22 protein-coding genes are annotated in these 23162 nt (G+C 69.7%); 11 read left to right on the forward strand and 11 right to left on the reverse strand.

The window, feature by feature from the left end; genetic code table 11:
* The first annotated feature begins 60 nt into the window (after positions 1 to 60).
* Complete coding sequence (locus tag A9Z05_RS00035) at positions 61 to 894, forward strand: SH3 domain-containing protein (protein ID WP_069616340.1); 834 nt, start codon at positions 61 to 63, stop codon at positions 892 to 894.
* Between the two features lie 119 nt (positions 895 to 1013).
* On the opposite strand, the gene ilvD is transcribed toward A9Z05_RS00035, so the two are convergent.
* The 5 genes from ilvD to A9Z05_RS00060 all read right to left on the reverse strand — a co-directional run bounded on the left by ilvD (position 1014) and on the right by A9Z05_RS00060 (position 8630).
* A complete protein-coding gene (ilvD, locus tag A9Z05_RS00040) occupies positions 1014 to 2873 on the reverse strand; it encodes a dihydroxy-acid dehydratase (protein ID WP_069616341.1) in 1860 nt (619 codons plus the stop codon).
* 305 nt (positions 2874 to 3178) lie between these two features.
* A complete protein-coding gene (locus A9Z05_RS00045; protein ID WP_069616342.1) occupies positions 3179 to 4201 on the reverse strand; it encodes an Ldh family oxidoreductase in 1023 nt (340 codons plus the stop codon).
* Positions 4194 to 5786, reverse strand: a complete 1593-nt coding sequence (locus tag A9Z05_RS00050; protein WP_069616343.1) for an aldehyde dehydrogenase (NADP(+)) — start codon at positions 5784 to 5786, stop codon at positions 4194 to 4196. Before A9Z05_RS00050 ends, A9Z05_RS00045 begins: the two co-directional genes overlap by 8 nt.
* A 72-nt stretch (positions 5787 to 5858) precedes the next feature.
* Complete coding sequence (locus tag A9Z05_RS00055) at positions 5859 to 7484, reverse strand: APC family permease (RefSeq protein WP_069616344.1); 1626 nt, start codon at positions 7482 to 7484, stop codon at positions 5859 to 5861.
* A 225-nt stretch (positions 7485 to 7709) separates the two neighbouring features.
* Positions 7710 to 8630 carry a dihydrodipicolinate synthase family protein gene (locus tag A9Z05_RS00060; protein WP_034205027.1) on the reverse strand — a complete coding sequence of 307 codons (921 nt, stop codon included), beginning with the start codon at positions 8628 to 8630 and terminating at the stop codon, positions 7710 to 7712.
* Between the two features lie 251 nt (positions 8631 to 8881).
* Between A9Z05_RS00060 and A9Z05_RS00070 the strand changes: the two genes are divergently transcribed.
* The 8 genes from A9Z05_RS00070 to A9Z05_RS00100 all read left to right on the forward strand — a co-directional run bounded on the left by A9Z05_RS00070 (position 8882) and on the right by A9Z05_RS00100 (position 14086).
* The gene (locus tag A9Z05_RS00070; RefSeq protein WP_069616580.1) at positions 8882 to 9814 is read left to right on the forward strand and encodes a 4-hydroxyproline epimerase; all 933 of its coding nucleotides are present in this window, start codon (positions 8882 to 8884) and stop codon (positions 9812 to 9814) included.
* A complete protein-coding gene (locus tag A9Z05_RS00075) occupies positions 9811 to 10938 on the forward strand; it encodes an FAD-binding oxidoreductase (protein WP_069616345.1) in 1128 nt (375 codons plus the stop codon). Before A9Z05_RS00070 ends, A9Z05_RS00075 begins: the two co-directional genes overlap by 4 nt.
* Positions 10939 to 11065: 127 nt before the next feature.
* Positions 11066 to 11299, forward strand: a complete 234-nt coding sequence (locus A9Z05_RS00080) for a 2Fe-2S iron-sulfur cluster-binding protein (protein ID WP_012338331.1) — start codon at positions 11066 to 11068, stop codon at positions 11297 to 11299.
* Positions 11296 to 12564, forward strand: coding sequence for an FAD/NAD(P)-binding oxidoreductase (locus A9Z05_RS00085; RefSeq protein WP_069616346.1), 1269 nt, complete (start codon positions 11296 to 11298; stop codon positions 12562 to 12564). Before A9Z05_RS00080 ends, A9Z05_RS00085 begins: the two co-directional genes overlap by 4 nt.
* An 89-nt stretch (positions 12565 to 12653) precedes the next feature.
* Entirely contained in the window at positions 12654 to 12788 is a 135-nt protein-coding gene (locus A9Z05_RS35760) for a hypothetical protein (protein WP_256121800.1), read from the forward strand.
* Between the two features lie 99 nt (positions 12789 to 12887).
* Positions 12888 to 13238 carry a metalloregulator ArsR/SmtB family transcription factor gene (locus A9Z05_RS00090; RefSeq protein WP_069616347.1) on the forward strand — a complete coding sequence of 117 codons (351 nt, stop codon included), beginning with the start codon at positions 12888 to 12890 and terminating at the stop codon, positions 13236 to 13238.
* A complete protein-coding gene (locus A9Z05_RS00095) occupies positions 13228 to 13662 on the forward strand; it encodes a YeeE/YedE family protein (protein WP_069616348.1) in 435 nt (144 codons plus the stop codon). Before A9Z05_RS00090 ends, A9Z05_RS00095 begins: the two co-directional genes overlap by 11 nt.
* A gap of 1 nt (position 13663) precedes the next feature.
* The gene (locus A9Z05_RS00100; RefSeq protein WP_069616349.1) at positions 13664 to 14086 is read left to right on the forward strand and encodes a DUF6691 family protein; all 423 of its coding nucleotides are present in this window, start codon (positions 13664 to 13666) and stop codon (positions 14084 to 14086) included.
* Between the two features lie 109 nt (positions 14087 to 14195).
* Here the strand turns inward: A9Z05_RS00100 and A9Z05_RS00105 are convergent, their stop codons facing one another.
* Entirely contained in the window at positions 14196 to 14546 is a 351-nt protein-coding gene (locus A9Z05_RS00105; RefSeq protein ID WP_069616350.1) for a hypothetical protein, read from the reverse strand.
* 204 nt (positions 14547 to 14750) lie between these two features.
* On the opposite strand from A9Z05_RS00105, the gene A9Z05_RS00110 reads away from it, so the two are divergent.
* The gene (locus A9Z05_RS00110) at positions 14751 to 16244 is read left to right on the forward strand and encodes a PLP-dependent aminotransferase family protein (RefSeq protein WP_069616581.1); all 1494 of its coding nucleotides are present in this window, start codon (positions 14751 to 14753) and stop codon (positions 16242 to 16244) included.
* 84 nt (positions 16245 to 16328) lie between these two features.
* Here the strand turns inward: A9Z05_RS00110 and A9Z05_RS00115 are convergent, their stop codons facing one another.
* The 3 genes from A9Z05_RS00115 to A9Z05_RS00125 form a co-directional block, all read right to left on the reverse strand.
* Positions 16329 to 16607 carry a hypothetical protein gene (locus A9Z05_RS00115; protein WP_069616351.1) on the reverse strand — a complete coding sequence of 93 codons (279 nt, stop codon included), beginning with the start codon at positions 16605 to 16607 and terminating at the stop codon, positions 16329 to 16331.
* Between the two features lie 96 nt (positions 16608 to 16703).
* On the reverse strand, positions 16704 to 18098 hold the full coding sequence (locus tag A9Z05_RS00120; protein ID WP_069616352.1) for a cytochrome-c peroxidase: 1395 nt from the start codon (positions 18096 to 18098) through the stop codon (positions 16704 to 16706).
* A complete protein-coding gene (locus tag A9Z05_RS00125; protein WP_069616353.1) occupies positions 18095 to 19558 on the reverse strand; it encodes a metallophosphoesterase in 1464 nt (487 codons plus the stop codon). Before A9Z05_RS00125 ends, A9Z05_RS00120 begins: the two co-directional genes overlap by 4 nt.
* A 163-nt stretch (positions 19559 to 19721) precedes the next feature.
* Between A9Z05_RS00125 and A9Z05_RS00130 the strand changes: the two genes are divergently transcribed.
* Positions 19722 to 20570 (forward strand): class I SAM-dependent methyltransferase, encoded by an 849-nt coding sequence (locus A9Z05_RS00130; RefSeq protein ID WP_069616354.1) that lies wholly within the window; start codon positions 19722 to 19724, stop codon positions 20568 to 20570.
* Positions 20571 to 20672: 102 nt separating this feature from the next.
* Here A9Z05_RS00130 and A9Z05_RS00135 read toward each other — a convergent pair whose 3' ends face one another.
* Together A9Z05_RS00135 and A9Z05_RS00140 are read right to left on the reverse strand one after the other, a co-directional pair.
* Positions 20673 to 20984: a hypothetical protein gene (locus A9Z05_RS00135; protein WP_069616355.1), complete on the reverse strand. Its 312-nt coding sequence runs from the start codon at positions 20982 to 20984 to the stop codon at positions 20673 to 20675.
* On the reverse strand, positions 20981 to 23002 hold the full coding sequence (locus tag A9Z05_RS00140; RefSeq protein WP_069616356.1) for a BCCT family transporter: 2022 nt from the start codon (positions 23000 to 23002) through the stop codon (positions 20981 to 20983). Before A9Z05_RS00140 ends, A9Z05_RS00135 begins: the two co-directional genes overlap by 4 nt.
* Positions 23003 to 23162: the final 160 nt, after the last annotated feature.

Raw genomic sequence — 23162 nt, forward strand, 5'->3', positions numbered from 1 at the left:
GCGGTCACTGGGGTGGCGGCCATTGGCACTGACCGGCGCGCGACGGCGCGGGAGAGCATCATGAGGAACACGATTGTCCGAAGTCTGTGCATCGTCCTGGCCGGCCTCGCGGCCGCACCGGGCGTCGCCGATGCGCAGAGCAGCGCTTACACGAATTCGCCGGCCGAGCTGTATGCGGGGCCGGCGCCCGATTATCCGGTGGTCGCGCAGATTCCGCCCGGCACCGCGCTGGGCGTATTCGGCTGCCTGAGCGACTACACGTGGTGCGACGTCGCGCTGCCGGGCGTGCGCGGCTGGATCGATGCGCAGTTGCTCGACTATCCGTATCAAGGCAGCTACGTGCCGTTGCTCGAGTACGGCGCGATCATCGGCGTGCCGGTGACCGGATTTGCGATCGGCGCGTACTGGGATCGCTATTACCGGCACCGCCCGTGGTATCCGGACCGCGACCGCTGGGCGCATCGGGCGGAGCCGAGGCTCGGCCCGGGAGGCATGCCGCCGGCGCAAGGGCGTCCGCAACCGGGCGCGCCGATGCAGGTCGCGCCGGGCGGCCCGCCGCCCGTGCATGACACGCGGCCGTCGGCGACGCGCGGCGGCTGGAACGGTGCGAACCGGATGCCGGCGCCGGCCGCGCCAACGCCGATGCCGGGTGGGGTGGGCAATGCGCGTCCGGGCAGTCCGGCGCCAACGCCGATGCCGGGCGGAGCGGGCAATGCGCGTCCGGCCGGGCCTCCGCCGGCCGTGCTGCGGCCGCCGCCCGCCCCGGGCGGCGAGGCCCGCACGATGCCGCCGCCGGTGCGGCAGGGCGGCGGCGGTTATGCGCAGCCGCAGGGCGGCGGAAACGGTGGCGGTCACCACGGCGGCGGTGGCGGCCCCGACGAACGCCGGCACTGATTGCGCCGGTGCCGCGGGTGCGCCGCGCCCCGGACGAAAAAAAGCCGCTCCGGAGAGCGGCCTTGGGATCAGGCAAGCGGGCGAGGTAACGTGCTACCGGTCGCCCGCAGCCCGCTGCGTCAGTCGTCCAGCAGCGACAGGTCGCGCACCGCACCCTTGTCGGCCGACATGACCAGCTTCGCGTATGCCTTCAGCGCCGCGGACACCTTGCGCGGACGCGGCTGCGCGGGCTTCCAGCCCTTCGCGTTCTGCTCCTCGCGGCGGCGCGCCAGTTCCTCGTCCGATACGAGCACGTCGATCGTGCGGTTCGGAATGTCGATGCGGATCCGGTCGCCGTCGCGCACCAGGCCGATTGCGCCGCCCGCTGCCGCTTCGGGCGAGCAGTGGCCGATCGACAGACCCGAGGTACCGCCCGAGAAACGGCCGTCCGTCAGCAGTGCGCACGCCTTGCCGAGCCCCTTCGACTTGATGTAGCTGGTCGGGTAGAGCATTTCCTGCATGCCGGGGCCGCCCTTCGGGCCTTCGTAGCGCACGATCACCACGTCGCCGGCCTTGACCTTGTCGTTCAGGATGTTCTCGACCGCTTCGTCCTGCGATTCGGTGACGTGCGCCGAGCCTTCGAACACGAGAATGCTTTCGTCGACGCCGGCCGTCTTCACCACGCAGCCGTCGAGCGCGATGTTGCCCGTCAGCACGGCGAGGCCGCCTTCCTTCGAGAACGCATGCTCGTACGAGCGGATGCAGCCTTCGGCGCGGTCGAGGTCGAGGCTCGGCCAGCGCGTGTTCTGGCTGAACGCGACCTGCGTCGGGATCCCGGCCGGGCCGGCCAGGTAGAACGTGCGGACCGCTTCGTCCTGCGTGCGGACGATGTCCCACTGGTCGAGCGCATCCTTCAGCGTCGGCGCGTGCACGGTCGGCACGTCGGTGTGCAGCTTGCCGGCGCGGTCCAGTTCGCCGAGGATCGCCATGATGCCGCCCGCGCGGTGCACGTCCTCGATGTGGTACTTGTTCGTGTTCGGCGCGACCTTGCACAGCTGCGGCACGATGCGCGACAGGCGGTCGATGTCCTTCATCGTGAAGTCGATGCCGGCTTCACGCGCAATCGCCAGCAGGTGCAGGATCGTGTTGGTCGAGCCGCCCATCGCGATGTCGAGCGTCATCGCGTTCTCGAACGCCTTGAAGCCGACCGCGCGCGGCAGCACGCGTTCGTCGTCCTGCTCGTAGTGCTGGCGCGTCAATTCGACGATGCGGCGGCCGGCGCGCTTGAACAGTTGTTCGCGGTCGGCGTGCGTGGCGACCACCGTGCCGTTGCCGGGCAGCGACAGGCCGAGCGCTTCGGTCAGACAGTTCATCGAGTTCGCGGTGAACATGCCCGAGCACGAACCGCAGGTCGGGCACGCCGAGCGCTCGACTTCGGCGACGTCGGCGTCCGAATACGACTGGTCGGCCGCGATCACCATCGCGTCGACGAGGTCGAGCTTCTTCAGTTCGATGGACTTGGTGACAGGGTTCGCGAGGCGCGTCTTGCCGGCTTCCATCGGGCCGCCCGACACGAAGATCACCGGAACGTTCAGGCGCATCGCGGCCATCAGCATCCCCGGTGTGATCTTGTCGCAGTTCGAGATGCACACCATCGCGTCCGCGCAGTGCGCGTTCACCATGTATTCGACCGAATCGGCGATGATGTCGCGGCTCGGCAGCGAATAGAGCATGCCGTCGTGGCCCATCGCGATGCCGTCGTCGACCGCGATCGTGTTGAATTCCTTCGCGACGCCGCCCGCGGCTTCGATCTCGCGCGCGACGAGCTGGCCGAGATCCTTCAGGTGAACGTGCCCGGGCACGAATTGCGTGAACGAGTTGACGACCGCGATGATCGGTTTCGAGAAATCGTCGTCTTTCATGCCGGTGGCGCGCCACAGCGAGCGCGCACCTGCCATGTTGCGGCCGGCGGTGGAGGTTTTGGAACGGTAAGTGGGCATGGTGATGGCTGAAGAAATATCGCGGGAAAAGGGTGGAGGCTCGGGGAATAAAGGCCTCTCTCGCGCCCGTGCGAACAACCTCTTGAGCTGCGCCCTGGGCAAACTTCGCGATTATCCCACAGCCGCCGGGCGGGCGGCGCCGGCCGGCGCGGGCGGTGCGGCGGACAGCGGCCGGGTGCGCCGCGTGCGCGAGCCCCACCAGACCGAGCAAGCACGAAGCCCGACGCAGGCCATCGCCGGCGCAACCGGGCGGCGGCTCCATCGCCCGTTCCGCCGACGATGAAGCCGCGCCGCTCGATCGCGCGTCAGTCGAGCAGCGTCAGGATCTCGTCGTACAGCGCCTTCGGAATCCGCACCCCATTCGCGATGCTGCGCGCGCGGGCGTCGAAGCGCCGTTGCGACGGCAGCCGCGCGCCCTGCGCGACGATCGATTCGAACATCCGCTCGCCGCGCGCGAGTCCCGCGTCGAGATCGTCGCCGAGAAACACCTTCGGATCGAACGCGATCACGAGTTCGCCGTGGCACGGTGTCGCGCCGACGCCTTCGTCGAAGTCCATCGATTCCCGGCTCGTCATGTCGCCGATCAGCGCGCCGCCGAGCAGCTCGACCATCGCCGCGAGCGCCGAACCCTTGTGGCCGCCGAACGTGCGCATCGCGCCTTGCAGCGCGGCCTTCGGGTCGGTGGTCGGCTGGCCGTCGGCGTCGATCGCCCAGTGCGCCGGAATCGCCTTGCCTTGTTTCGCGTGCAGTTCGATGTCGCCGCGCGCGATCGCGCTCGTCGCGAAATCGAACACGAACGGCTCGCCGCCCGGGCGCGGCCATGCGAACGCGATCGGGTTGGTGCCGAACACGGGCTCGCGGCCGCCTTCCGGCGCGACCCAGCTATGGCTCGGGTTCATCGCGATGCCGACCAGCCCTTCGGCCGCGATCGCCTCGACCTCGGGCCACAGCGCGGAGAAGTGATAGCAGCGGTTGATCGCCATCGCGGCGATGCCGTGCTGCTTCGCCATCTCGACCAGCACGGGCAGCGCGGTTTCGAAGCTCAGCAGCGAGAAGCCGCGATGCGCGTCGACCGCGACGATCGACGACGACAGCTTGCGCAACGTCGGCACGGCCTGCGGATCGACCTTGCCTTTCTTCAGCGAGCGCACGCACACGAGCAGCCGGTACACGCCGTGTGAATGGCATTCGTCGCGCTGGCCCTGCGTGATCACGTTGGCGATGGCGCGCGCATGCGCGTCGGACATCCCGTTGTGCGTCAGCACGCGCAGCGCGAGCGCGTGGACTTCGTCGAGCGACAGCACGACTTCGGCGGTGCGCTCAGACATGGTTCACCTCGCATGGGGCGGGCACGCCGTCGATGCGTCGCGGCACGTGCAGCGGATTGCTGCTGCGGAGCGCGTCCGGCAGCAGCGCGTCCGGCACGTCCTGGTACGACACGGGGCGCAGGAAGCGCTCGATCGCGCGCGCGCCGACCGACGTCGTACGCGTGTCGGACGTCGCCGGGAACGGGCCGCCGTGCACCATCGCGTGGCCGACCTCGACACCCGTGCCGAAGCCGTTGACGAGAATGCGGCCTGCCTTGCGTTCGAGCGTCGGGCGCAGCGCGGCGAACAGCGCGGCGTCGCCGTCGGCGAGATGCGCGGCGACCGTCAACTGGCCTTCGAGCGATTTCAGCACGCGATGCAGCGTGCCGGCGTCCGGGCAGCGCACGATCAGCGACGCGGGGCCGAACACTTCGTCGCGCAGTTCGGGGTGGGCGATGAACGCGTCGGCGGAGGCCGCGAACAGCGCCGCGCGGGCCTGATGGCGGCCGCCTTCGACGCCTTCGGCCAGCAGTTCGACGGTTGAGTGATCGCGCAGCGCCGCGACGCCTTGCGCATAGCTCGCGTGGATGGCCGGTGTCAGCATCGTCTGCGCGGCCACGGCGCGCACGGCATCGGCCGACGCGGCTTCGAAGGCGCGCAGCGCGGGGCCGTCGACCGCGAGCACGAGGCCCGGATTCGTGCAGAACTGGCCGGCGCCGAGCGTAAGCGACGCGACGAACTGCGATGCGATGGCGTCGTGACGCGCACCGAGCGCGGCGGGACACAGCAGCACGGGATTGATCGAGCTCATTTCCGCATAGACGGGGATCGGCTCGGCTCGCGCGGCCGCGATATGCATCAGCGCCACGCCGCCGCGACGCGAGCCGGTGAAGCCGACGGCCTTGATGCGCGGATCGGCGACGAGCGCCTGACCGATCTCGCGCGATGCGTCGAACAGCAGCGAGAACACGCCGGCCGGCATCCCGCATTCGCGCACGGCCTGCTGGATTGCGCGGCCGACGAGTTCAGACGTGCCCGGATGCGCGGAATGCGCCTTGACGATCACCGGGCAGCCGGCCGCCAGCGCCGACGCCGTGTCGCCGCCGGCCACCGAGAACGCGAGCGGGAAGTTCGACGCGCCGAACACGGCGACGGGGCCGAGCGCGACGTTGCGCAGGCGCAGGTCGACGCGTGGCAGCGGCTTGCGCTCCGGGCGTGCCGGGTCGATCCGCGCGTCGAGAAAACCGCCGTCCCGCACCAGCGATGCGAACAGCGCGAGCTGCCCGACCGTGCGGCCGCATTCGCCTTCGATGCGCGCACGCGGCAGCCCCGTTTCGACGACGCAGCGCTCGATCAGCTCGTCGCCGAGCGCCATGACGTGGCGGCCGATCGCATCGAGGAACGCGGCGCGTGCTTCGAGCGACGTTTCGCGATACGTATCGAACGCGTCGTCGGCGAGTGCGCACGCCGTTTCCAGGTCGTGCAGGCTCGCACCGCCGAACGCCGGTTCGAGCGGTTCGCCTGTTGCGGCGGCGAGCGCATGGAGGGTGCCGTTCTGTCCGGCGATGGCCGACTGGCCGATCAGGAGCTGGCCTGTGAGTTGCATGGTTTTCCTCGGAAAAAAGCAGGGCCGGGCGTGATGTGCCCGGCCGATGGAAGGGGAAAGGGGGAGGGCGCGTCAGTCCTCGTCGTCGTCGAGTTGCAGCTTGTCGGCGCGCACGCCGGTGTGCGCCCCCCAGTAGTAGATGACGAGCGCGACGGCCGCGACGACGACCGTGTCGTACGGATGCGCGAGCCGGCCCGTGCCGCCGAAGCCGCCCAGATACGACAGCACGATCATCGCCGCATAGAACGCGATCAGCCACGCGGACGAGCGCACCTGCTCGGCGAGACTCAGGTGCGTGATTGGCACCCAGCGGCGGCACGCGAGATAGATGGCGAACATCGCGATCTGCAGCCCGAGCAGCCAGGACACCGTGCTCCAGCCCGACCAGTAGACGATCAGCGCGGCGATCACGAACGACGCGGGGCCGGTGAGGCCGAACGCGCTGGCGCGGAACGGCCGCGGCAGGTCGGGCGCCGTGCGGCGCAGCGCGGCGACCGACACGGGCGCGACCGCATAGCTCAACACCAGCGCGGCCGACACGATGTTGATCAGCGCTTCCCAGGACGGGAACGGCAGCGTCCAGAAGATCGCGAGGCCGAATGTGAGCCACAGGCCCGCACGCGGGATGCCCGACGCTTCGTCGACGCGGGTGAACACCTTGAAGAACGTGCCCGTCTTCGCCCAGCCGTAGACCACGCGCGGCGTCGCGTTCATGTAGATGTTGCCGCAGCCGCTCGGCGAGATCATCGCGTCGGCGACGACCATCACCGCGAGCCAGCCGACGCCGAGCGCGAGCGCGATGTCGCGATACGGCAGCGAGAACGCCTTGCTCACGTCGTGCCAGCCGGCGGCGAGCATGTCGGTGGGAATGCTGCCGATGAACGCGAGCTGCAGCAGCACGTAGATCAGCGTGGACAGCAGGATCGACAGGATCAGCGCGATCGGGATCGTGCGCTGCGGATTGCGCACCTCGCTCGCGACCGACACGATCGGCGTGAGCCCGAGATACGCGAAGATGATGCCGCCGGCCGACACGGCCATCTCGATGCCCGGCATGCCGAACGGCGCGAAGCCGTGCACGGTCAGGTTAGCGGGCTTGAAGAACGTGAACAGCACGCCGATCACCGCGAGCGGCACGATGAACTTGAAGACGCTGATGATGTTGTTCGCTTTCGCGAACGTCTTCACGCTCGAATAGTTCAGGTAAAAGAAGAAGCCGAGCAGCGCGGCCTGCACGAGCCAGCCGAGGGTGGTCGGGTCGCTCGATCCTTCGACCGTCAGGCCCGGAAACCACGCGGCCGCATACTGGCGCGCGGCGACGACTTCGATCGCGATCAGGCTCGAGAACGCGATCAGCGTGATGAAGCCCATCAGGTAGCCGAGCAGCGGGCCGTGCGAGAACACCGGGTAGCGCACCACGCCGCCCGCGCGCGGCAGCGCGGCGCCGAGTTCGCAGTAGACGATGCCGAGCAGCAGCACCGCGAAGCCGCCGAGCAGCCACGAGAAGATTCCGGCCGGGCCCGCGATCGTCGATACGTGACTCGCGGCGAACAGCCACCCCGAACCGAAAATGGCGCCGAGACCGATGAACGTGAGATCGGTCAGCGACAGCTGTTTCTTGAACTTGCCGTGACCCGCGCCGGGGCGCGCGGAACGGGAAAGCGGGACAGACGGGTGTGCATTGCCTTGGCCTGGCATGGGCGTGTCTCCTGGGGAATGTCGGTACAGGCGCGCGTGGCGCGCGCTCCGACGGAGCAGCGCGCACGCCTGCCGGCCGGCGTCGCCCGGTTCGAACGACCGGGGCGGGCCGCGGCCCGTTCACGCGCGGCGCGGGGTGGCGCCGGGGCGAGCGGGCCCGCGGACCATGCCGGACCGCGGACGGCGACGCACAGGGCAAACCCGCGCGCCGCCGCAGGGCGTCGATCAGAGACCGACGTCGGGCAGCGCCGGGCGCGTGTCGAGCGCCTTCGCGACGATGGCCTTCACTTCAGCGAGCGTGTCGCCTTGCAGCGCGAGGCGCGGCGGACGCGTGACCGCGCTGCCGCGGCCGACCAGTTCTTCGCACAGCTTGATGCACTGCACGAGATCCGGGCGTGCGTCGAGGTGCAGCAGCGGCATGAACCAGCGATACAGCGCGAGCGCTTCGTCGAAGCGCTTTTGCTTCGCGAGGCGGAACAGCGTCTCGCCTTCCTTCGGAAACGCGTTCGACATGCCCGACACCCAGCCTTCGGCGCCGACCGCGATGCTCTCGACCACGACGTCGTCGAGGCCCGCGAACAGCACGAAGCGATCGCCGACCGCGTTGCGCAGATCGATGAAGCGGCGCGTATCGCCCGACGAATCCTTGAAGCAGACGATGTTCTCGCAATCCTGCAGCGCGATCAGCACGTCGGGCGTCACGTCGTTCTTGTAGATCGGCGGATTGTTGTAGACCATCACCGGCAGGTCGGTGCTCGTTGCGACCGCGCGGAAGTGCGCGGCGGTTTCGTGCGGCTTCGCCGAGTAGACGAGCGCGGGCATCACCATCACGCCGTCGACGCCGACGCGCTGCGCTTCGCGCACCGTATTGCGCGCGAATTCGGTCGTGAATTCGGCGATGCCGGCGATCACCGGAATCTTGCCGCCGGCCGCATCGCGTGCGGCCTCGATCACCTGAAGCTTCTCGCTCGTCGACAGCGACGTGTTTTCGCCGACCGTGCCGCAGACCACGAGGCCCGACACGCCGTCGTTCACCAGGTTCTTGACCACACGGTGCGTGGCGTCGATGTCGAGGGAAAAGTCCGGCTTGAACTGGGTGCTGACGGCCGGGAAAACCCCGGTCCACTGAATGGCTTTGCGGCTCACTGAAATCTCCTACGTTCGTATCGGTCGGCCGACGGGTGTGTCGGTGTGGCAACCAGTATCGCCGCGCAAACGCCCATCACGCTTGAGTCGTATCGCGGAGCAAAATGACGAAATCGGCACAGCGGCCGGCAGGGGCGGGAAGGGTGCGTCGCACTATGCCGATTTCGTCGTCGTCCTCATCGAAAAGCCACAAGCGGACGGACGCGCGACGGAGGAAGCTATGCTCCTTTCCCCACTTCGGACGGCTCATGATGAAGCGCATCCAGATCATCGATTCGCACACGGGCGGCGAACCCACTCGGCTCGTCGTGTCCGGCTTTCCGTCGCTCGGCAACGGCACGATGGCCGAGCGCCGCGACGTGCTCGCGCGCGAGCACGACCGTTATCGCACCGCGTGCATCCTCGAGCCGCGCGGCAGCGACGTGCTGGTCGGTGCGGTGCTGTGCGACCCGGTGTCGGCCGACGCGGCGGCCGGCGTGATCTTCTTCAACAATAGCGGCTATCTCGGGATGTGCGGGCACGGCACGATCGGCGTCGTGCGCACGCTGCATCACATGGGACGCATCGCGCCCGGCGTGCACCGGATCGAGACGCCGGTCGGCACCGTCGAGGCGACACTGCACGACGACCTGTCGGTCAGCGTGCGCAACGTGCCCGCGTATCGCCACGCACACGGCATCGCGCTCGACGTGCCGGGATACGGCCCCGTGAAGGGCGACGTCGCGTGGGGCGGGAACTGGTTCTTCCTGATCAGCGACCACGGGCAGCGCGTCGCCGGCGACAACGTCGCGGCGCTCACCGCGTACGCGTCGGCCGTGCGCGAAGGGCTCGAACGCGCGGGCGTCACCGGCGCGAACGGCGGCGAGATCGATCACATCGAGCTGTTCGCCGACGATCCCGCGCATGACAGCCGCAGCTTCGTGCTGTGCCCGGGCCTCGCGTACGATCGGTCGCCGTGCGGCACCGGTACGAGCGCGAAGCTCGCGTGCCTCGCGGCCGACGGCAAGCTCGCGCCGGGCGCCGTGTGGCGGCAGGCGAGCGTGATCGGCAGCGTGTTCCACGCCAGCTACGAGCTGGCCGACGGCGGCATCGTGCCGACGATTCGCGGCAGCGCGCACCTGAGCGCGGAAGCGACGCTGCTGATCGACGAAGACGATCCGTTCGGCTGGGGCATCGGGTCGTGAGCGAAACGAAGACCGACGTCGTCGTGATCGGCGCCGGCATCGTCGGCGCGGCGTGCGCGCACGAACTCGCGCAGCGCGGGCTGCGCGTGCTCGTCGTCGACGACGCGAGCGGCGGCGCGACCGGCGCGGGCATGGGGCACCTCGTCGCGATGGACGACAATGCGGCCGAACTCGCGCTGAGCCATTACTCGATCGAACTGTGGCGCGCGTTGAGCGGCGAGATGCCCGACGGCTGCGCATACCGCAACTGCGGCACGCTGTGGCTCGCGGCCGATGCGCACGAGATGGATCTCGCACGCGCGAAGCAGGCGACGCTCGCCGCCCACGGCGTGGCCGGCGAGCTGATCGACGCGGCGGCGCTCGCGCAACTGGAGCCGATGCTGCGCGCGGGCCTCGGCGGCGCGCTGAAGATTCCGGGCGATGCGATCCTCTATGCGCCCGTCACCGCGAACTGGCTGCTGCAGCGCGCGCCGCGCATCACGTTGCGCCGCGAGCGGGCCGTCGCGATCGACGGCCCCAGCGTGACGCTCGCGAGCGGTGACGTGCTGCGCGCGGAGCGTGTGATCGTCGCGAACGGCGTCGCGGCGCGCACGCTGCTGCCCGAACTGCCGCTGCGCCCCAAAAAGGGCCATCTGCTGATTACCGACCGCTATCCGGGCCACGTGTCGCACCAGCTCGTCGAGCTCGGCTATGCGGCGAGCGCGCACGCAAGCGACGGCACGTCGGTCGCGTTCAACGTGCAGCCGCGGCCGACCGGCCAGCTGCTGATCGGCTCGTCGCGCCAGTTCGACACCGAAGACGCGCAGGTCGAGCCGCCGGTGCTCGCGCGCATGCTGCGCCGCGCGGTCGGCTATCTGCCGGATCTGGCCGACCTGAACGGCATCCGCGCATGGACCGGCTTCCGCTCAGCGAGCCCCGACGGCCTGCCGCTGCTCGGCGAGCACCCGGCGCGGCCGGGCGTGTGGCTCGCGGTCGGGCACGAAGGGCTCGGCGTGACGACCGCGCCGGGCAGCGCGCGGCTCGTCGCCGCGCTGATGGCCGGCGAGCGGCCGTCCATCGATATCGAACCGTATCTGCCGGGACGCTTCCTGAGCGCGTCCCTCGTCACCGGAGCGCTGACATGAAACGACCCCCACGCTCACTTTGTTCGCTGTCGACCGGAGTTGGCGCTTCAGCGCTGACTCAGGTCCCATGCAAGGCGCCCCTCGCGGCGGCGGTTGACCTCCTTGGGACGGCCCGGCGGAGGCTGGCATGATCATTCATCTGGACGGCCGCGCGCTGACGGTGGCCGACGGTGCGACTGTCGCGGCCGCCGTCGCGGCGAGCGGCGACGACACGACGCGCGTGTCGTGCACGGGCGCGGCGCGAGCACCGTTTTGCGGGATGGGCATCTGCCAGGAATGCCGGATGACGATCGACGGCCGGCGCCGGCTCGCGTGCCAGACGTTGTGCCGCGATGGCATGCAGGTGGAGCGCACGCGATGAAACAGCAACGATTGAGCGTCGACGTCGCGATCGTCGGCGCGGGCCCGGCCGGGCTGTCGGCCGCGCTGGCCGCCTCGCGAAGCGGCGCGACCGTTGCGATCGTCGACGACAACCCGCGTGCGGGCGGGCAGATCTGGCGGCAGCCGGCAGCGGCCGCACCGACGCCGGCCGCCGCCGAACGCCTCGCGGTGCTGCGGCAGCCGAACGTCACGCATCTTGCGGGGACGCGCATCGTCGCCGAAACGCAGCCGGGCACGCTCCTGCTCGAAGACGACGAACGCGGGCTCCTCCTCGATTTCCGGACGCTGATTCTCTGCTGCGGCGCCCGCGAGCTGCTGCTGCCGTTTCCGGGCTGGACCCTGCCGGGCGTGACCGGCGCGGGCGGCTTGCAGGCGCTGATCAAATACGGGCTCGACGTACGCGGGCAGCGCACGGTGATCGCGGGCAGCGGGCCGCTGCTGCTGGCGAGCGCGGCGACGGCCCGGCAGGCTGGCGCGCGCGTGTCGCACGTGCTCGAACAGGCCGCATGGGGCGACGTGGCGGGCTTCGGCGCGGGGCTGTGGCGCTGGCCGTCGAAGCTCGCGCAGGCCGCGAAGCTCGTCACGGTCGCGTATCGGCCCGATGCGTACGTCGTCGAGGCATTCGGCGACCAGCGGCTCGAACGCGTGCGAATTCGCCAGGGCGATCGCGAATTCGACGTCGACTGCGACCGGCTCGCGTGCGGCTTCGGCCTCGTGCCGAATACCGTGCTGCCGAGCCATCTCGGATGCCGGATCGAGCATGGCGCGGTGGCGGTCGACGCGCACCAGCGCACGAGCCGCGACGGATGTTTCGCGGCGGGCGAGTGCACGGGCGTCGGTGGCAGCGAGTTGGCGATGGTCGAAGGCGAGATCGCCGGCTACGCGGCGACCGGCCAGACCGCACATCTGGCCGCGCTGATCGCACGGCGCGCGCACTGGCAGGCTTTCGCGGATGCCGTGCGCGAGCGCTTCGCGATCCGGGAGCCGATCCGCCGGCTCGCGCGACCCGACACGCTGCTGTGTCGTTGCGAAGACGTGCGGTTCGATGCGGTCGCGCGGGAACCGGGCTGGACGGCCGCCAAACTGCAGTCGCGCTGCGGGATGGGTGCGTGCCAGGGCCGCGTGTGCGGCGCGGCCGCGCAGGCGCTGTTCGGCTGGACGCCGCCAGCGCCGCGCACGCCGCTCGTACCCGCGCGGGTCGGCACGCTGATGCTCGACGGCACGGAATCCTGCGACCGCGCGTGACGCGTGAAGCGTCGCGGTGAAGCGGCCCGGTTCAGGCCGGGCCGTGTCTTTTACTTCAGCTTCACTTTGGATCGATGGCGGGTGACGCAATGCTGTCGACCGCGTTCGCCGTCGTTGCCGCGCCATGTGTGATCGCGGCGGTCGCCGCGCTGGCGCTCGGCGTGGTTCGCGCCTGCGCGGTACGCGCGGTGGCTGCCGACGGGACGGCTGGCAAGCAGGCCTGACAGACGGAACGGCGGCCGGATTGCCGGTCCTGCAAGCAGCGGGACACAGCAATATATAAATTTATATAATATCGATTCTTTAATCGTATTCCCGCTCCGATGAACGACGATCTTCCCGCCGGGTTGCCCGGGCCCGATCAGATGCGCGCCGCCGCCGAATCGGCGTGCGCGCTCCTCAAGGTGATGTCGAATCCCGACCGGCTGCTGCTGCTGTGCGAACTGTCGCAGGGTGAGCGCTGCGTGAGCGATCTCGAGGCGCGACTGGACATCCATCAACCGACGCTGTCGCAGCAGCTTGGTGTATTGCGGGACAACGCGCTGGTTCGTACGCGCCGCGAAGGCAAGACGATCCGCTATTCGCTCGACAGTCCGGCCGTGGTCGCGATGATGGGCGTGCTGTACGAGCAGTTTTGCGGGGCGACCGCGAAGGAGGCGCGCGATGCAGGTTGATGCACTTCATTTCACGCCGTGGCCGTCGCTGGCCGGCGGCGTGCTGATCGGGCTGGCGGCGGCGTGGCTCGTCGTGTTCAACGGCCGGATTGCCGGTATCAGCGGGATCGTCGGCGGCCTGATGACGGCGGGCGGCGCAGAGCGCGGCTGGCGCGCCGCGTTCGTCGCCGGGCTGATCGCCGCGCCCGTCGCGATGCGTTTCGTCGGGAGCGGGCTGACGCCGCAGGTCGCCGCCAGTTGGCCTGAATTGCTGGCGGCCGGGCTGCTGGTCGGGATCGGCACGCGGTACGCGGGCGGCTGCACGAGCGGTCACGGCGTGTGCGGGATATCGCGCGGGGCGCTGCGTTCGGTGGTCGCGACGGCGACCTTCATGGTTGCCGGCTTCGCGACCGTCTTCGTGCGGCTGCACGTGCCGGGAGGCTGACATGCAGGCAGGATTCGCGTTTCTGGCGGGGCTGCTGTTCGGCGTCGGCCTCATCGTGTCGGGCATGGCCAATCCGCAGAAGGTGCTCGGTTTCCTCGATCTCGCAGGCCGCTGGGATCCGTCGCTCGCGTTCGTGATGGCGGGCGCGATCGGTGTCGCGGTGTTCGCGTTCGCGTGGGCGAAGCGCCGGACACGATCGTGGCTCGGCTTGCCGATGCAGTTGCCGGCCGCCCGGACGATTACCGTTCGCCTCGTCGCCGGAAGCGCAGCGTTCGGCATCGGCTGGGGGATTGCCGGGTTCTGTCCGGGCCCCGCGATCGTGTCGATCGGCTTCGGGTCGGCCAAGGGAATCGGGTTCGTCGTCGCGATGCTGGCCGGGATGGCGCTGTTCGAGTGGATCGAGCGTCGGCGGAACGGGCGGTGAGGCGGCGGCACGCTCGCTGGACGCGGCCGCTCGGAACATCACACGTTCATCGATCACCGCGATGATGCGGTGACCTCCCTGTGTTTCCCGCGGCGGGCAAGTCGCGATGTCAGGCATGCTCGCTCACGTGGCGGCTGCCGTGCACTCGCCCGGACAGCCGGCGCAGGATGCCGCGCCACACCGAGAGCATGCCGCTTCGACCTGACGGTTCCACGATCGTCGTGCTGACCACGCGGCTGCCGCGAGCCGACAGCGCGAAGTGACCGGCGGTTTCGAGCGTCAGGCATTCGCCTTCGTCGAGTTCGCGGCGAATGTATTGCGGTACATCGGGCAGCCAGTCGAGCCCGGCGTGGCGCAGCGTGACCGCCAGCGCGCCGTCCAGCACGATCAACTGGCTGCCCTTGTCGAACCACGCAAAGTGGCTTTGCCCGACGTCGAGCCGGAGGTGTTGCGTCCGCATGGCGATTCCCTTTTCCCGGTTGCTCCGGTTGCGCGGCCTCGTGACGACGAGGCGACAGCGTGCAATCAGGTTAGGGAAACGGACGTGCGCACGACAGATTCAGGGGACGGGAATCTGTTGCGGTGCAGGCGACGATTTCGGGCTGCTGTATCGGTGGGTTTTTCCCGGATCTGTATCTGGCGTGCGGTGGCGGCCGCGGGCACGATGGTTCGCATGACGATTTTCGCCGACGCATCCCGCACGCCTTTGCCGATGGACGGCGAGCCGCTTTACGAACGGCTCGCCGAACATTACCGCCGCATCATCGCGGCCGGCACGCTGTCGCCCGGCGACCGGATGCCGTCGGTTCGCGCGTGCATGGCGCAGCACGGCGTCAGCCTGTCGACCGCGATCCAGGCGTTTCGGCGGCTCGAGGATGCGGGCTGGTGCGACGCGAAGCCGCGTTCGGGTTACTACGTGCGCCGCCGCACGGCGGCCGTGCTCGACACGCTGCCGGAAAGCGACGTGCCGCCGCTGAGCGTCGAGCCGCCGTTCGCGGGGCTGCACGAACGCGTATCGCGCGCGATCGACCGTGCGAACGCGGCGACCGATGCGTTGAATCTCGGCGGCGCATCCGCGCACGCCGCGCTGTATCCGACCGAGCGCCTGCAGGCGCTGGCGATCCGGCTGCTGCGGCGCAAGCCCACATTGCTGACCGACGCCGGGCCCGTCGGCGGTTCGCCCGAATTCCGGCAGACGATGGCCAAACGCGCGTTGTCCTACGGCGTGACGCTGACGCCGGACGACGTGATGTCGACGAGCGGCGGCGTCGATGCGGTGAATCTCGCGTTGCGTGCGGTCGCGCGGCCCGGCGACACGATCGCGATCGAATCGCCGGCCTTCTTCGGCCTGATCCAGTTGCTCGAAAGCCTCGGCCTGAAGGCGCTCGAAATCCCGGCAAGCCCGACGACCGGCCTGTCGATCGAGGCGCTCGAAGTGGCGCTGGTTGCCTATCCGGACATCCGGGCCGTGGTCGTCGTGCCGAACCTGCAAAACCCGCTCGGCTGCGTGATGCCCGACGAGCGCAAGGCCGAGCTCGTCGCGCTGTGTTCGCACCACGGTGTGGCCGTGATCGAGGACGAGCCTTATCGCGAGCTCGTCGAGGCGCCGCAGGCCGTCAGGCCGGTCAAGGCATGGGATCGCGACGGCACGGTGATCTACTGCCCGTCGTTCAACAAGGTACTGGCTCCCGGGATGCGGCTCGGCTGGATGAGTGCGGGCCGCTGGCATGCGCGCGTGAGGATGCTGAAATTCGCGCACAGCCGGCACAACGCCGCGCTGTTGCAGGCCGTTGCGGCTGAATTCGTGGGCTCGGGCGCGTTCGATCGGCACCTGCACCGGTTCCGCGAACAGTTGCGTGTGCAGCGCGACGTGACGATCGACGCGATTGCGCGTCATTTCCCGGCCGGCACGCGGATGAACCAGCCGCTGGGCGGGATGCTGCTGTGGATCGCGTTGCCGGAAGGCGTGCGCTCCGATGCGCTGTTCGACGCCGCGCTGGCGCACGGAGTCAAGATCGCACCCGGTTCGATCTTCTCGAATTCGGACCGTTTCGACGGCTATATCCGGCTCGCCTGCACGCGCGTATTCGATGCGGCGCACGAGGCGGCGTTCGACACACTCGGCCGCCTCGTACGGGAAGCCATGGCGGCCGGGTAAGCGCGACGGCGGTGGCCGGCCGGGCTTGCGAATACGCGAGTGCTCCGGCCGGACGCGGTACCGAAGCGGCAAGCCGCCGCCATTTCATCGGCCGACCGAATGCGTGGCGAGGTGCTGGCGAATCAGCGACAGGTAACGATCGCCGACCGAGAAATCGCGTGCCGCGCGCGGCTGGGCGGCGGCCGGGCGCAGCGTGGCCGGCACGCTCATGCCCAGATACCGGCACACGGCGGACGGAAAGGGCTTGCGCGTATGCCCGAGCTGACGCGCCGCGCGCTCGACGCGGGCATCGCCGACCTGGGCACGCAGCCACGCCAGTACTTGGCGATCGGTGTCGTTGACGATACGGACCAGATGTTCCATCGCGCACCTCACTGTTCATAAATACAGTACTGTAAATATAACCAGTGTTTGCGCGAACCGCAAGCAGGGGCGCGGCGGCTGGCCGTTCGGCCAGGGTCAGCGCACCGGCGCGGCAGTGCGCGCGACGCGGGCCGCCGGGGCCGCAGGGGCGGCCGGCGCGGCCCGGCCGGTATAGCGCGCATCGGTCAGCGTGCCGAGGAACGCGACGATGTCGTCGATTTCCGCGTCGGTCAGCGCGGGCGGCGTGCCGGGCCGGCGGTTCATCGGCGTCGAATTGACGTTGATGTTGCCGCGATAGGCGGCCGGCACGTCGTCGAAGGTCTTGGCGCCGTGATACCAGAAGCCGGGGTCGGTCGAGCGCGTGTTGTAGAACGCCACCGCGTCGCGCAGCGTCGTGAACACGCCGTTGTGCATGAACGTCTGCTTGACCGCGACGTTGCGCAGCCCCGGCGTGCGCAGGTAGCCGCACCATTGCGTCGGCTCGGGCCAGCGCAGCCGGCGCGCGGTGTCGCACAGCCCGTTGTCGAAATGGCGCGGATCGCGGTTCGCCGGCAGCGCGCGGTTGCGCGGCACCGCGATCGCGTCGTAGCCGAAATCGGTGAACAGCGAGCGTTCCGGGCGGCTCGACGTGTCCGACAGCGTATGGCAGGTCATGCAATTGCCCTTGTCCGGATTCCGGAACAGCGCGAGGCCGCGCATCTCGGCCGGCGCGAGCGGCTTGCGCGTGCGCAGGAACGCGTCGAAGCGCGACGTGAACGGCGCCATCTCGTCGCTCTGCAGATAGGCTTCGACGGCCGTGCCCAGCGCGCGCACCAGTTGCTCGGGATCGCGCCGCACCGGCGCACCGAAGCGCGCGGCGAGATCGGGCGCGAGTTCGGTCGCATCGACCTTGCGCAGCAACGCGGCCGGCGACCGGTTGTTCATCTCGTTCGGATCGAACAGCGGCCCGCGGATCTGCTCGGCGAGCGTATCCGCGCGGCCGTCGCTGAACAGGCCGCCGAACGGCGACGGCGCGGGCGCATCGTCGTCCTGGTAGAAGTGGCGGCGCGGCACGTAGCGCACATACAGCAGCGACGGCGCGTTGCGCTGGCTGAAGCGTCCGGGCCGGCTGCCCTCCGGCACGCCGGGCCCCGCGAGCGATGCGGCCGACAGCGTCGGTGCGAACGCGCGGCCCGGATCGTGGCAGCCCGCGCACGACATGCCGCGCGGCTCGGACAGCCGCGGGTCGAAGAAGATCCGGCGGCCGAGCGCGACGAGCGTCGGGTCCGGCGCGAAGCGCGCGGCGGCCGCGTCGATCTTGCCCGTTACCTGCGGCGTGCCGTTGCCGATCGTGTCGACGACGCGCGACGGCGGTGCACCGGGAAGCAGGACCGTTTCGGCCGGCGCGGCGTGAGCCGCGAATGCCAGGCCGGCGAGTACGACCGCGACTACGCGCTGCAGCGTCTGCCGGCCACGCTCGCCGCGGCCGTCACATCGAACTTCTTCCGTCACGGCGCGATGAACCCGGTCTTGTCGCAGGCGAGTGTCCTGCCCGACTGATTGCACGACGCCAGCAGCTTGCCGGCCGCCGAATACGCATGGAACATCCAGCCCGTCGCCGGCGCGGCGTTGCGCTCCATGATCAGGAAACCAAAGCTGTTGTTGTGCGACAGCCGTTCGATCACCGCGCCCGGCGCGGGCGTCAGGCCGGCCGGGAACGGGTCGGGCAGCGCGACGTCGAGGTTGTCGCCGCCGTTGCCGGACACGATCGTCGCCGGGTGCCCGGACGAGAAGTTGATCGCCTGGAAATCGTGCACGTGGCCGTGCAGCGCGACGTGCACGCCCGGCGGGTAGTACGCCTGCGCGTTGAGGCTCGACATCACCGACTGCAGCGCGAGGTTGCCCGGCGCGGGCGTGCTGCCGGCGATCGGCGCGAACGCAAGGATCGGATGATGGTTCGTGAAGATCGTCGTCGTCATGCCGGCCTTCGACGCGAGCGCCGCGACCGTCTGGAACTGCTTCTGGTAGATGCCGAACTGCGCGTCGGTCGTCTTCAGCGGCGTGCGGCCGACCTTCGCCGTGTCGAACACGATCACCTGCGAGCCGGCGCCGAGCGACACCGCATAGGGTTCCGAATAGTTCGCGGTGTTGTCGTTGGCCGGATCGTCGCACGAGCGTGCGGCCGAATACGGGCGCGGGTCGAGAAAGCGGAACCAGCCCTGGCCCGCACGCGCGCATTCCTCGTGATTGCCGCGCACGACGACCCACGGCGCCTTCGCGAGCAACGCCGCGGCCGGGCGGAACAGGTCGGCCTGCCACGTATCCCAGCCGTAGCCCCACGGGCTGTCCTTGCAGCCGGCGATGTCCGGCGGGCACGCGTTCTCGCGATAGTGGTAGTCGCCGACGTGCAGCACGAGATCGGGCGACAGCTTCGCGACGCTGGCCGCGATCGTGCCGAGCGGCCAGACCGCGGCATCGTTGCACGCCTGCCATGCATTGTCGGCCTTCTTCATCCGGCAGCCCGTGTCGGCGATGATCGCGATGCGCTGCGGCTGCGCTTTCGGCAGCGGCAGCGTGCGGCCCGCGACGCTCGCCGCCTGCGCGCCGGCCGGCAGCGTGGTTTCGCAGACGGACACCGGGAAGCTCGACGGTTTCGAATCGGCCGGGTCGCTGGCGGTCGGCCGTTGGGCGACGGTCGCGGCGGCTGCGCGCAGTGTCATGCGCGACACCTTGCCGTCGACGTTCAGTTGCGGGCACAGCGGATCGCCGGCCGACGCGGGCGCATAGTTCGTGATCACGCGCGCGATCGCCTGGTTCGCATCGCCGATCTCGACCCATGCGGCCTGGACGTTGGCCGACGCGCTGGCCGGATCGTCCGGCGTATCGATGTGATTCGAGCACGCGGACAGCGCGGCGAGGGCAGCAAGGGGGGCGCAGCGCACGAGCAGGCCGCGCGTGAGGAATCGTCGCATGGGAGGGGCAGGCACCGTAGGAAAGTCGTCAACGATACGCAGCGCGAATGTAAGAAATGTGAAAACGGGGCGTGACGGCGCGCATGCCGACCGGCCTTGACTTCAAGCCGGCTTGAAGCAGCACAGTCCGGTTCGTGATCAATGAAACGAAAGGGGATCGACGATGGAAGCCAACCGGCCCAACGAAGCGCAATCCGCGTTATGGAACGGTCCGTCGAGGCGCGCATGGGTCGATGCGCAGGCGACGATGGACCGGATGTTCGAGCCGTTCGAAACGCTGCTGGCGGACGCCGCGGCAGCGTCGTCCGCCAGCAGCGTGCTCGATGTGGGCTGCGGCACGGGCGCGGTCACGCTCGCGATCGCGCGGCGGCTCGGCGCGAACGCGCAGTGCACGGGTATCGACATTTCGGCGCGGATGATCGACGCCGCCCGGGCGCGTGCCGAACGCAGCGGCCTGCGCGCCCGGTTCGTGTGCGCGGACGGGCAGACGCACGCATTCGAGCCGGCGAGCGTCGACCTGATCGTGTCGCGCCTCGGCGTGATGTTCTTCGACGATCCGGTGCGCGCGTTCGCGAACCTGCGGCAGGCGGCAAGGCCGGGCGCACGGATGCGGTTCGTCGCGTGGCGCGGCGCGGCCGACAACCCGTTCATGACGACGGCCGAGCGGGCGGCCGCGCCGTTGCTGCCGAACTTGCGTGCGCGGCAGCCGGGCGCGCCCGGGCAGTTCGCGTTCGGCGACCGGCAGCGGGTCGCGTCGGTGCTGTCGGACAGCGGCTGGGCCGACGTTGCGATCGAGCCGGTCGATCGGACGTGCGTGCTGCCGGCGTCCGCGCTGGGCGACTACGTTGCCCGGCTGGGCCCGGTCGGCCTTGCGTTGCTGGAGACGGACGAGGCGACGCGGCGGCGTGTGGTGGACACGATGCGCGCGGCGTTCGAGCGGTACGTGCATGGCGCCGAGGTACGCTTCGAGGCGGCGTGCTGGCTCGTGACGGCGCGCGCGCCGTCCGCATGACATGTAGCGTGCAAGCAGCGGATGAGGAACGGCGTGGCCGCCCGTTCGCCCGGCAGGCGGCCGTGCCCGCGTGGCGAAGTGGGGCCGCGCGACCCGCGTGCGTCAGCGTTTGCGCGCGCGCAGCATCAGCCACGCGCAGCCACCGGCGACCAGCGCAAGCCCGAGCAGGACGGCCTCGGCGCCGAGCGCGAAACCGGGCGGCATGGCGCCGCTGTTCGGCACCGGCGACAGGTTGCCGCCCATCGCGACGGCGCCGCCGGCGAGCAGCGCCGCGCAGACGATCCAGTAGACCTTGCCGAGCGGCGCCGCGGCGCGGATTCGCCACAGCGCGATGCCGGCGCCGCCGAGGTAGAGCACCGCGAGCGTGCCGAGCGCGATGACGTCGGCCGCGCGGCTGTGCGGCAGCCCGCTCATTCGGCCTCCGTCGCGTGTCCGGGTGCACGGCTCAGCAGGTGCGTGCGCTTGTCTGCCGCGAGCGACACGTAGCGTTCGTACTGGCGCAGCACGTCGGCGATCACCTCGTCGCCGCGCAGGTATTCGACGTCGTAGCCGAGCCGGCCGTCCTCGAAGAACGTGACGATGCCATGGACGTGCGCACGCGATGCATCCGGTTCGGCTGCCTCGCGCACGAGGAACGCGGCCGCGGATTTCGCGGTGACGCGCACGCCGTATACGAAATCGCGATGTTCGGCGGTCGGCACGGTGAGCCGCACCGCATCGTCGCTGTCGCGCTGCACGTGCGCATCGACGCCGCTCGCGCGCAATTCGTCGGCGACCTTGCGCAGCGCCGGTTCGACCGTTTCCGCGACGAACTGGCGCGCCTCGGCCTCGGTCGTCTGCCGCAGGATGTGCGTCAGGCGATGGCGCCAGTGCTGGCCGGTCCAGAAGCTCGTTGCAGGCGCAACGTCCTGCGAATAGTGTGCGCGGTCGGCCGCGAGCCCGCGCCACAGCCCGTAACAGAGCGCGAGCATGATGATGGCGACCGGCAGCGCGGCGATCAGCGTCATCGCCTGCAGCGCGCCGAGCCCGCCCGCGACGAGCAGCACCGCGGCCGTCACGCCGAGCAGCGCGGCCCAGAACAGCCGCTGCCACACCGGCGAATGCGCGTTGCCGCGCGTCGCGATCTGGTCGATCACGAACGCGCCCGAATCGGCGGACGTGACGAAGAACACCGCGATCAGCACGATCGCGACGATCGACAGCAGTTGCGGCAACGGCAGGAAATCGAAGAAGCGGAACAGCAGCGCATCGACGTTGGTCGCCGTTTGCGCGAGCGCGCCGGCCGCGCCGTGCGTGTCGAGCCAGATCGCGCTGTTGCCGAACACGGTCATCCAGACGAGGTTGAACGCGGTCGGCACGAGCAGCACGCCGATCACGAACTGTCGGATCGTGCGGCCGCGCGAGATGCGCGCGATGAACATGCCGACGAACGGCGACCACGACACCCACCACGCCCAGTAGAGGATCGTCCAGCCGCCGAACCAGCCTTCCTCGCGCGGCGGCGCGTACGCGTACGTGCGGAACGACAGGTCGACGAGGCTCGACAGGTATTGGCCGATGTTGTCGCCGAGCGCGCGCAGCAGGAACGCCGTCGGGCCCGCGACCACCACGAACGCAAGCAGCAGGAACGCGAGCAGCAGGTTCAGCTCGGACAGCCGGCGCACGCCTTTGTCGAGGCCGGTCGCGGCCGACACGCCCGCGAGGATCACGACCACCGCGACGAGCCCGATGCGGAACAGGTTGCTGCCCGTGTCCCAGCCGGCGACCGTCTGCAGGCCCGCGCTCAGCTGCATCACGCCGTAGCCGAGCGTCGTCGCGATCCCGGCGACCGTGCCGACCAGCGCGAACGCATCGACGGTATGGCCGATCCAGCCGTTGATGCGCTCGCGCAGCACCGGATAGAGCCCGGAGCGCAGCGTGAGCGGCAGGTTGTAGCGAAAGCCGAAGTACGCGAGCACGAGCCCCATCAGCCCGTAGATCGCCCACGCATGGAAGCCCCAGTGGAAGAACGTCATCAACATCGCTTCGCGCGCGGCGGCGGGGGTGCCGGGGTCGACGGTCGGCGGCTTCAGGAAATGCTGCATCGGCTCGCCGACGCCGAAGTACATCAGGCCGATGCCCATGCCGGCCGCGAACAGCATGGCCGTCCACGACACGAAGCTGAATTCGGGTTCGGCATCGTCGGGGCCGAGCCGGATATTGCCGAAGTCGCTGGCGGCGATCAGCACGAGAAACACGAGGAAGCCGGTGACGGCGAGCACGTAGAACCAGTCGAAACGTGCGATGACCCATTGCTGGCCGGCGGAGAACAGCGCGCCGGCTTCGCTCGGGCGCAGTGCGCACACGACGAGCAGCGCGCCGATGACGACGAGCGCGGGCAGAACGACCTGCGGCTTGAATGTCGTGCGAGGCGAGGGACGGGAATCCGGCATGGCGGGCATCCAGTTGTGGGCGCAACGAAGCGCGACGCCGCCCGGCGCATGGTACGCGTCGGACCCTGATACGGCGTGCGTCGAGTGTACCGCGGTGTCAGGACTGCAAGAAGAGGGCATGCAGAAGGGTAAGCCTGACGGATTGTAAGGTATCGCGGCG

This window comes from Burkholderia sp. A2, from assembly GCF_001729305.1.
GTDB classification, from domain to species: Bacteria; Pseudomonadota; Gammaproteobacteria; order Burkholderiales; family Burkholderiaceae; genus Burkholderia; species Burkholderia sola.

What these genes read in the sequence shown, in the direction of transcription:
- A9Z05_RS00035 (WP_069616340.1), top strand. Translation starts at nt 61, where the DNA reads ATGAGGAACACGATTGTCCGAAGTCTGTGCATCGTCCTGGCCGGCCTC.
- ilvD (WP_069616341.1), bottom strand. Translation starts at nt 2,873, where the DNA reads ATGCCCACTTACCGTTCCAAAACCTCCACCGCCGGCCGCAACATGGCA.
- A9Z05_RS00045 (WP_069616342.1), bottom strand. Translation starts at nt 4,201, where the DNA reads ATGTCTGAGCGCACCGCCGAAGTCGTGCTGTCGCTCGACGAAGTCCAC.
- A9Z05_RS00050 (WP_069616343.1), bottom strand. Translation starts at nt 5,786, where the DNA reads ATGCAACTCACAGGCCAGCTCCTGATCGGCCAGTCGGCCATCGCCGGA.
- A9Z05_RS00055 (WP_069616344.1), bottom strand. Translation starts at nt 7,484, where the DNA reads ATGCCAGGCCAAGGCAATGCACACCCGTCTGTCCCGCTTTCCCGTTCC.
- A9Z05_RS00070 (WP_069616580.1), top strand. Translation starts at nt 8,882, where the DNA reads ATGAAGCGCATCCAGATCATCGATTCGCACACGGGCGGCGAACCCACT.
- A9Z05_RS00080 (WP_012338331.1), top strand. Translation starts at nt 11,066, where the DNA reads ATGATCATTCATCTGGACGGCCGCGCGCTGACGGTGGCCGACGGTGCG.
- A9Z05_RS00085 (WP_069616346.1), top strand. Translation starts at nt 11,296, where the DNA reads ATGAAACAGCAACGATTGAGCGTCGACGTCGCGATCGTCGGCGCGGGC.
- A9Z05_RS35760 (WP_256121800.1), top strand. Translation starts at nt 12,654, where the DNA reads ATGCTGTCGACCGCGTTCGCCGTCGTTGCCGCGCCATGTGTGATCGCG.
- A9Z05_RS00090 (WP_069616347.1), top strand. Translation starts at nt 12,888, where the DNA reads ATGAACGACGATCTTCCCGCCGGGTTGCCCGGGCCCGATCAGATGCGC.
- A9Z05_RS00095 (WP_069616348.1), top strand. Translation starts at nt 13,228, where the DNA reads ATGCAGGTTGATGCACTTCATTTCACGCCGTGGCCGTCGCTGGCCGGC.
- A9Z05_RS00100 (WP_069616349.1), top strand. Translation starts at nt 13,664, where the DNA reads ATGCAGGCAGGATTCGCGTTTCTGGCGGGGCTGCTGTTCGGCGTCGGC.
- A9Z05_RS00105 (WP_069616350.1), bottom strand. Translation starts at nt 14,546, where the DNA reads ATGCGGACGCAACACCTCCGGCTCGACGTCGGGCAAAGCCACTTTGCG.
- A9Z05_RS00110 (WP_069616581.1), top strand. Translation starts at nt 14,751, where the DNA reads ATGGTTCGCATGACGATTTTCGCCGACGCATCCCGCACGCCTTTGCCG.
- A9Z05_RS00115 (WP_069616351.1), bottom strand. Translation starts at nt 16,607, where the DNA reads ATGGAACATCTGGTCCGTATCGTCAACGACACCGATCGCCAAGTACTG.
- A9Z05_RS00125 (WP_069616353.1), bottom strand. Translation starts at nt 19,558, where the DNA reads ATGCGACGATTCCTCACGCGCGGCCTGCTCGTGCGCTGCGCCCCCCTT.
- A9Z05_RS00130 (WP_069616354.1), top strand. Translation starts at nt 19,722, where the DNA reads ATGGAAGCCAACCGGCCCAACGAAGCGCAATCCGCGTTATGGAACGGT.
- A9Z05_RS00135 (WP_069616355.1), bottom strand. Translation starts at nt 20,984, where the DNA reads ATGAGCGGGCTGCCGCACAGCCGCGCGGCCGACGTCATCGCGCTCGGC.
- A9Z05_RS00140 (WP_069616356.1), bottom strand. Translation starts at nt 23,002, where the DNA reads ATGCCGGATTCCCGTCCCTCGCCTCGCACGACATTCAAGCCGCAGGTC.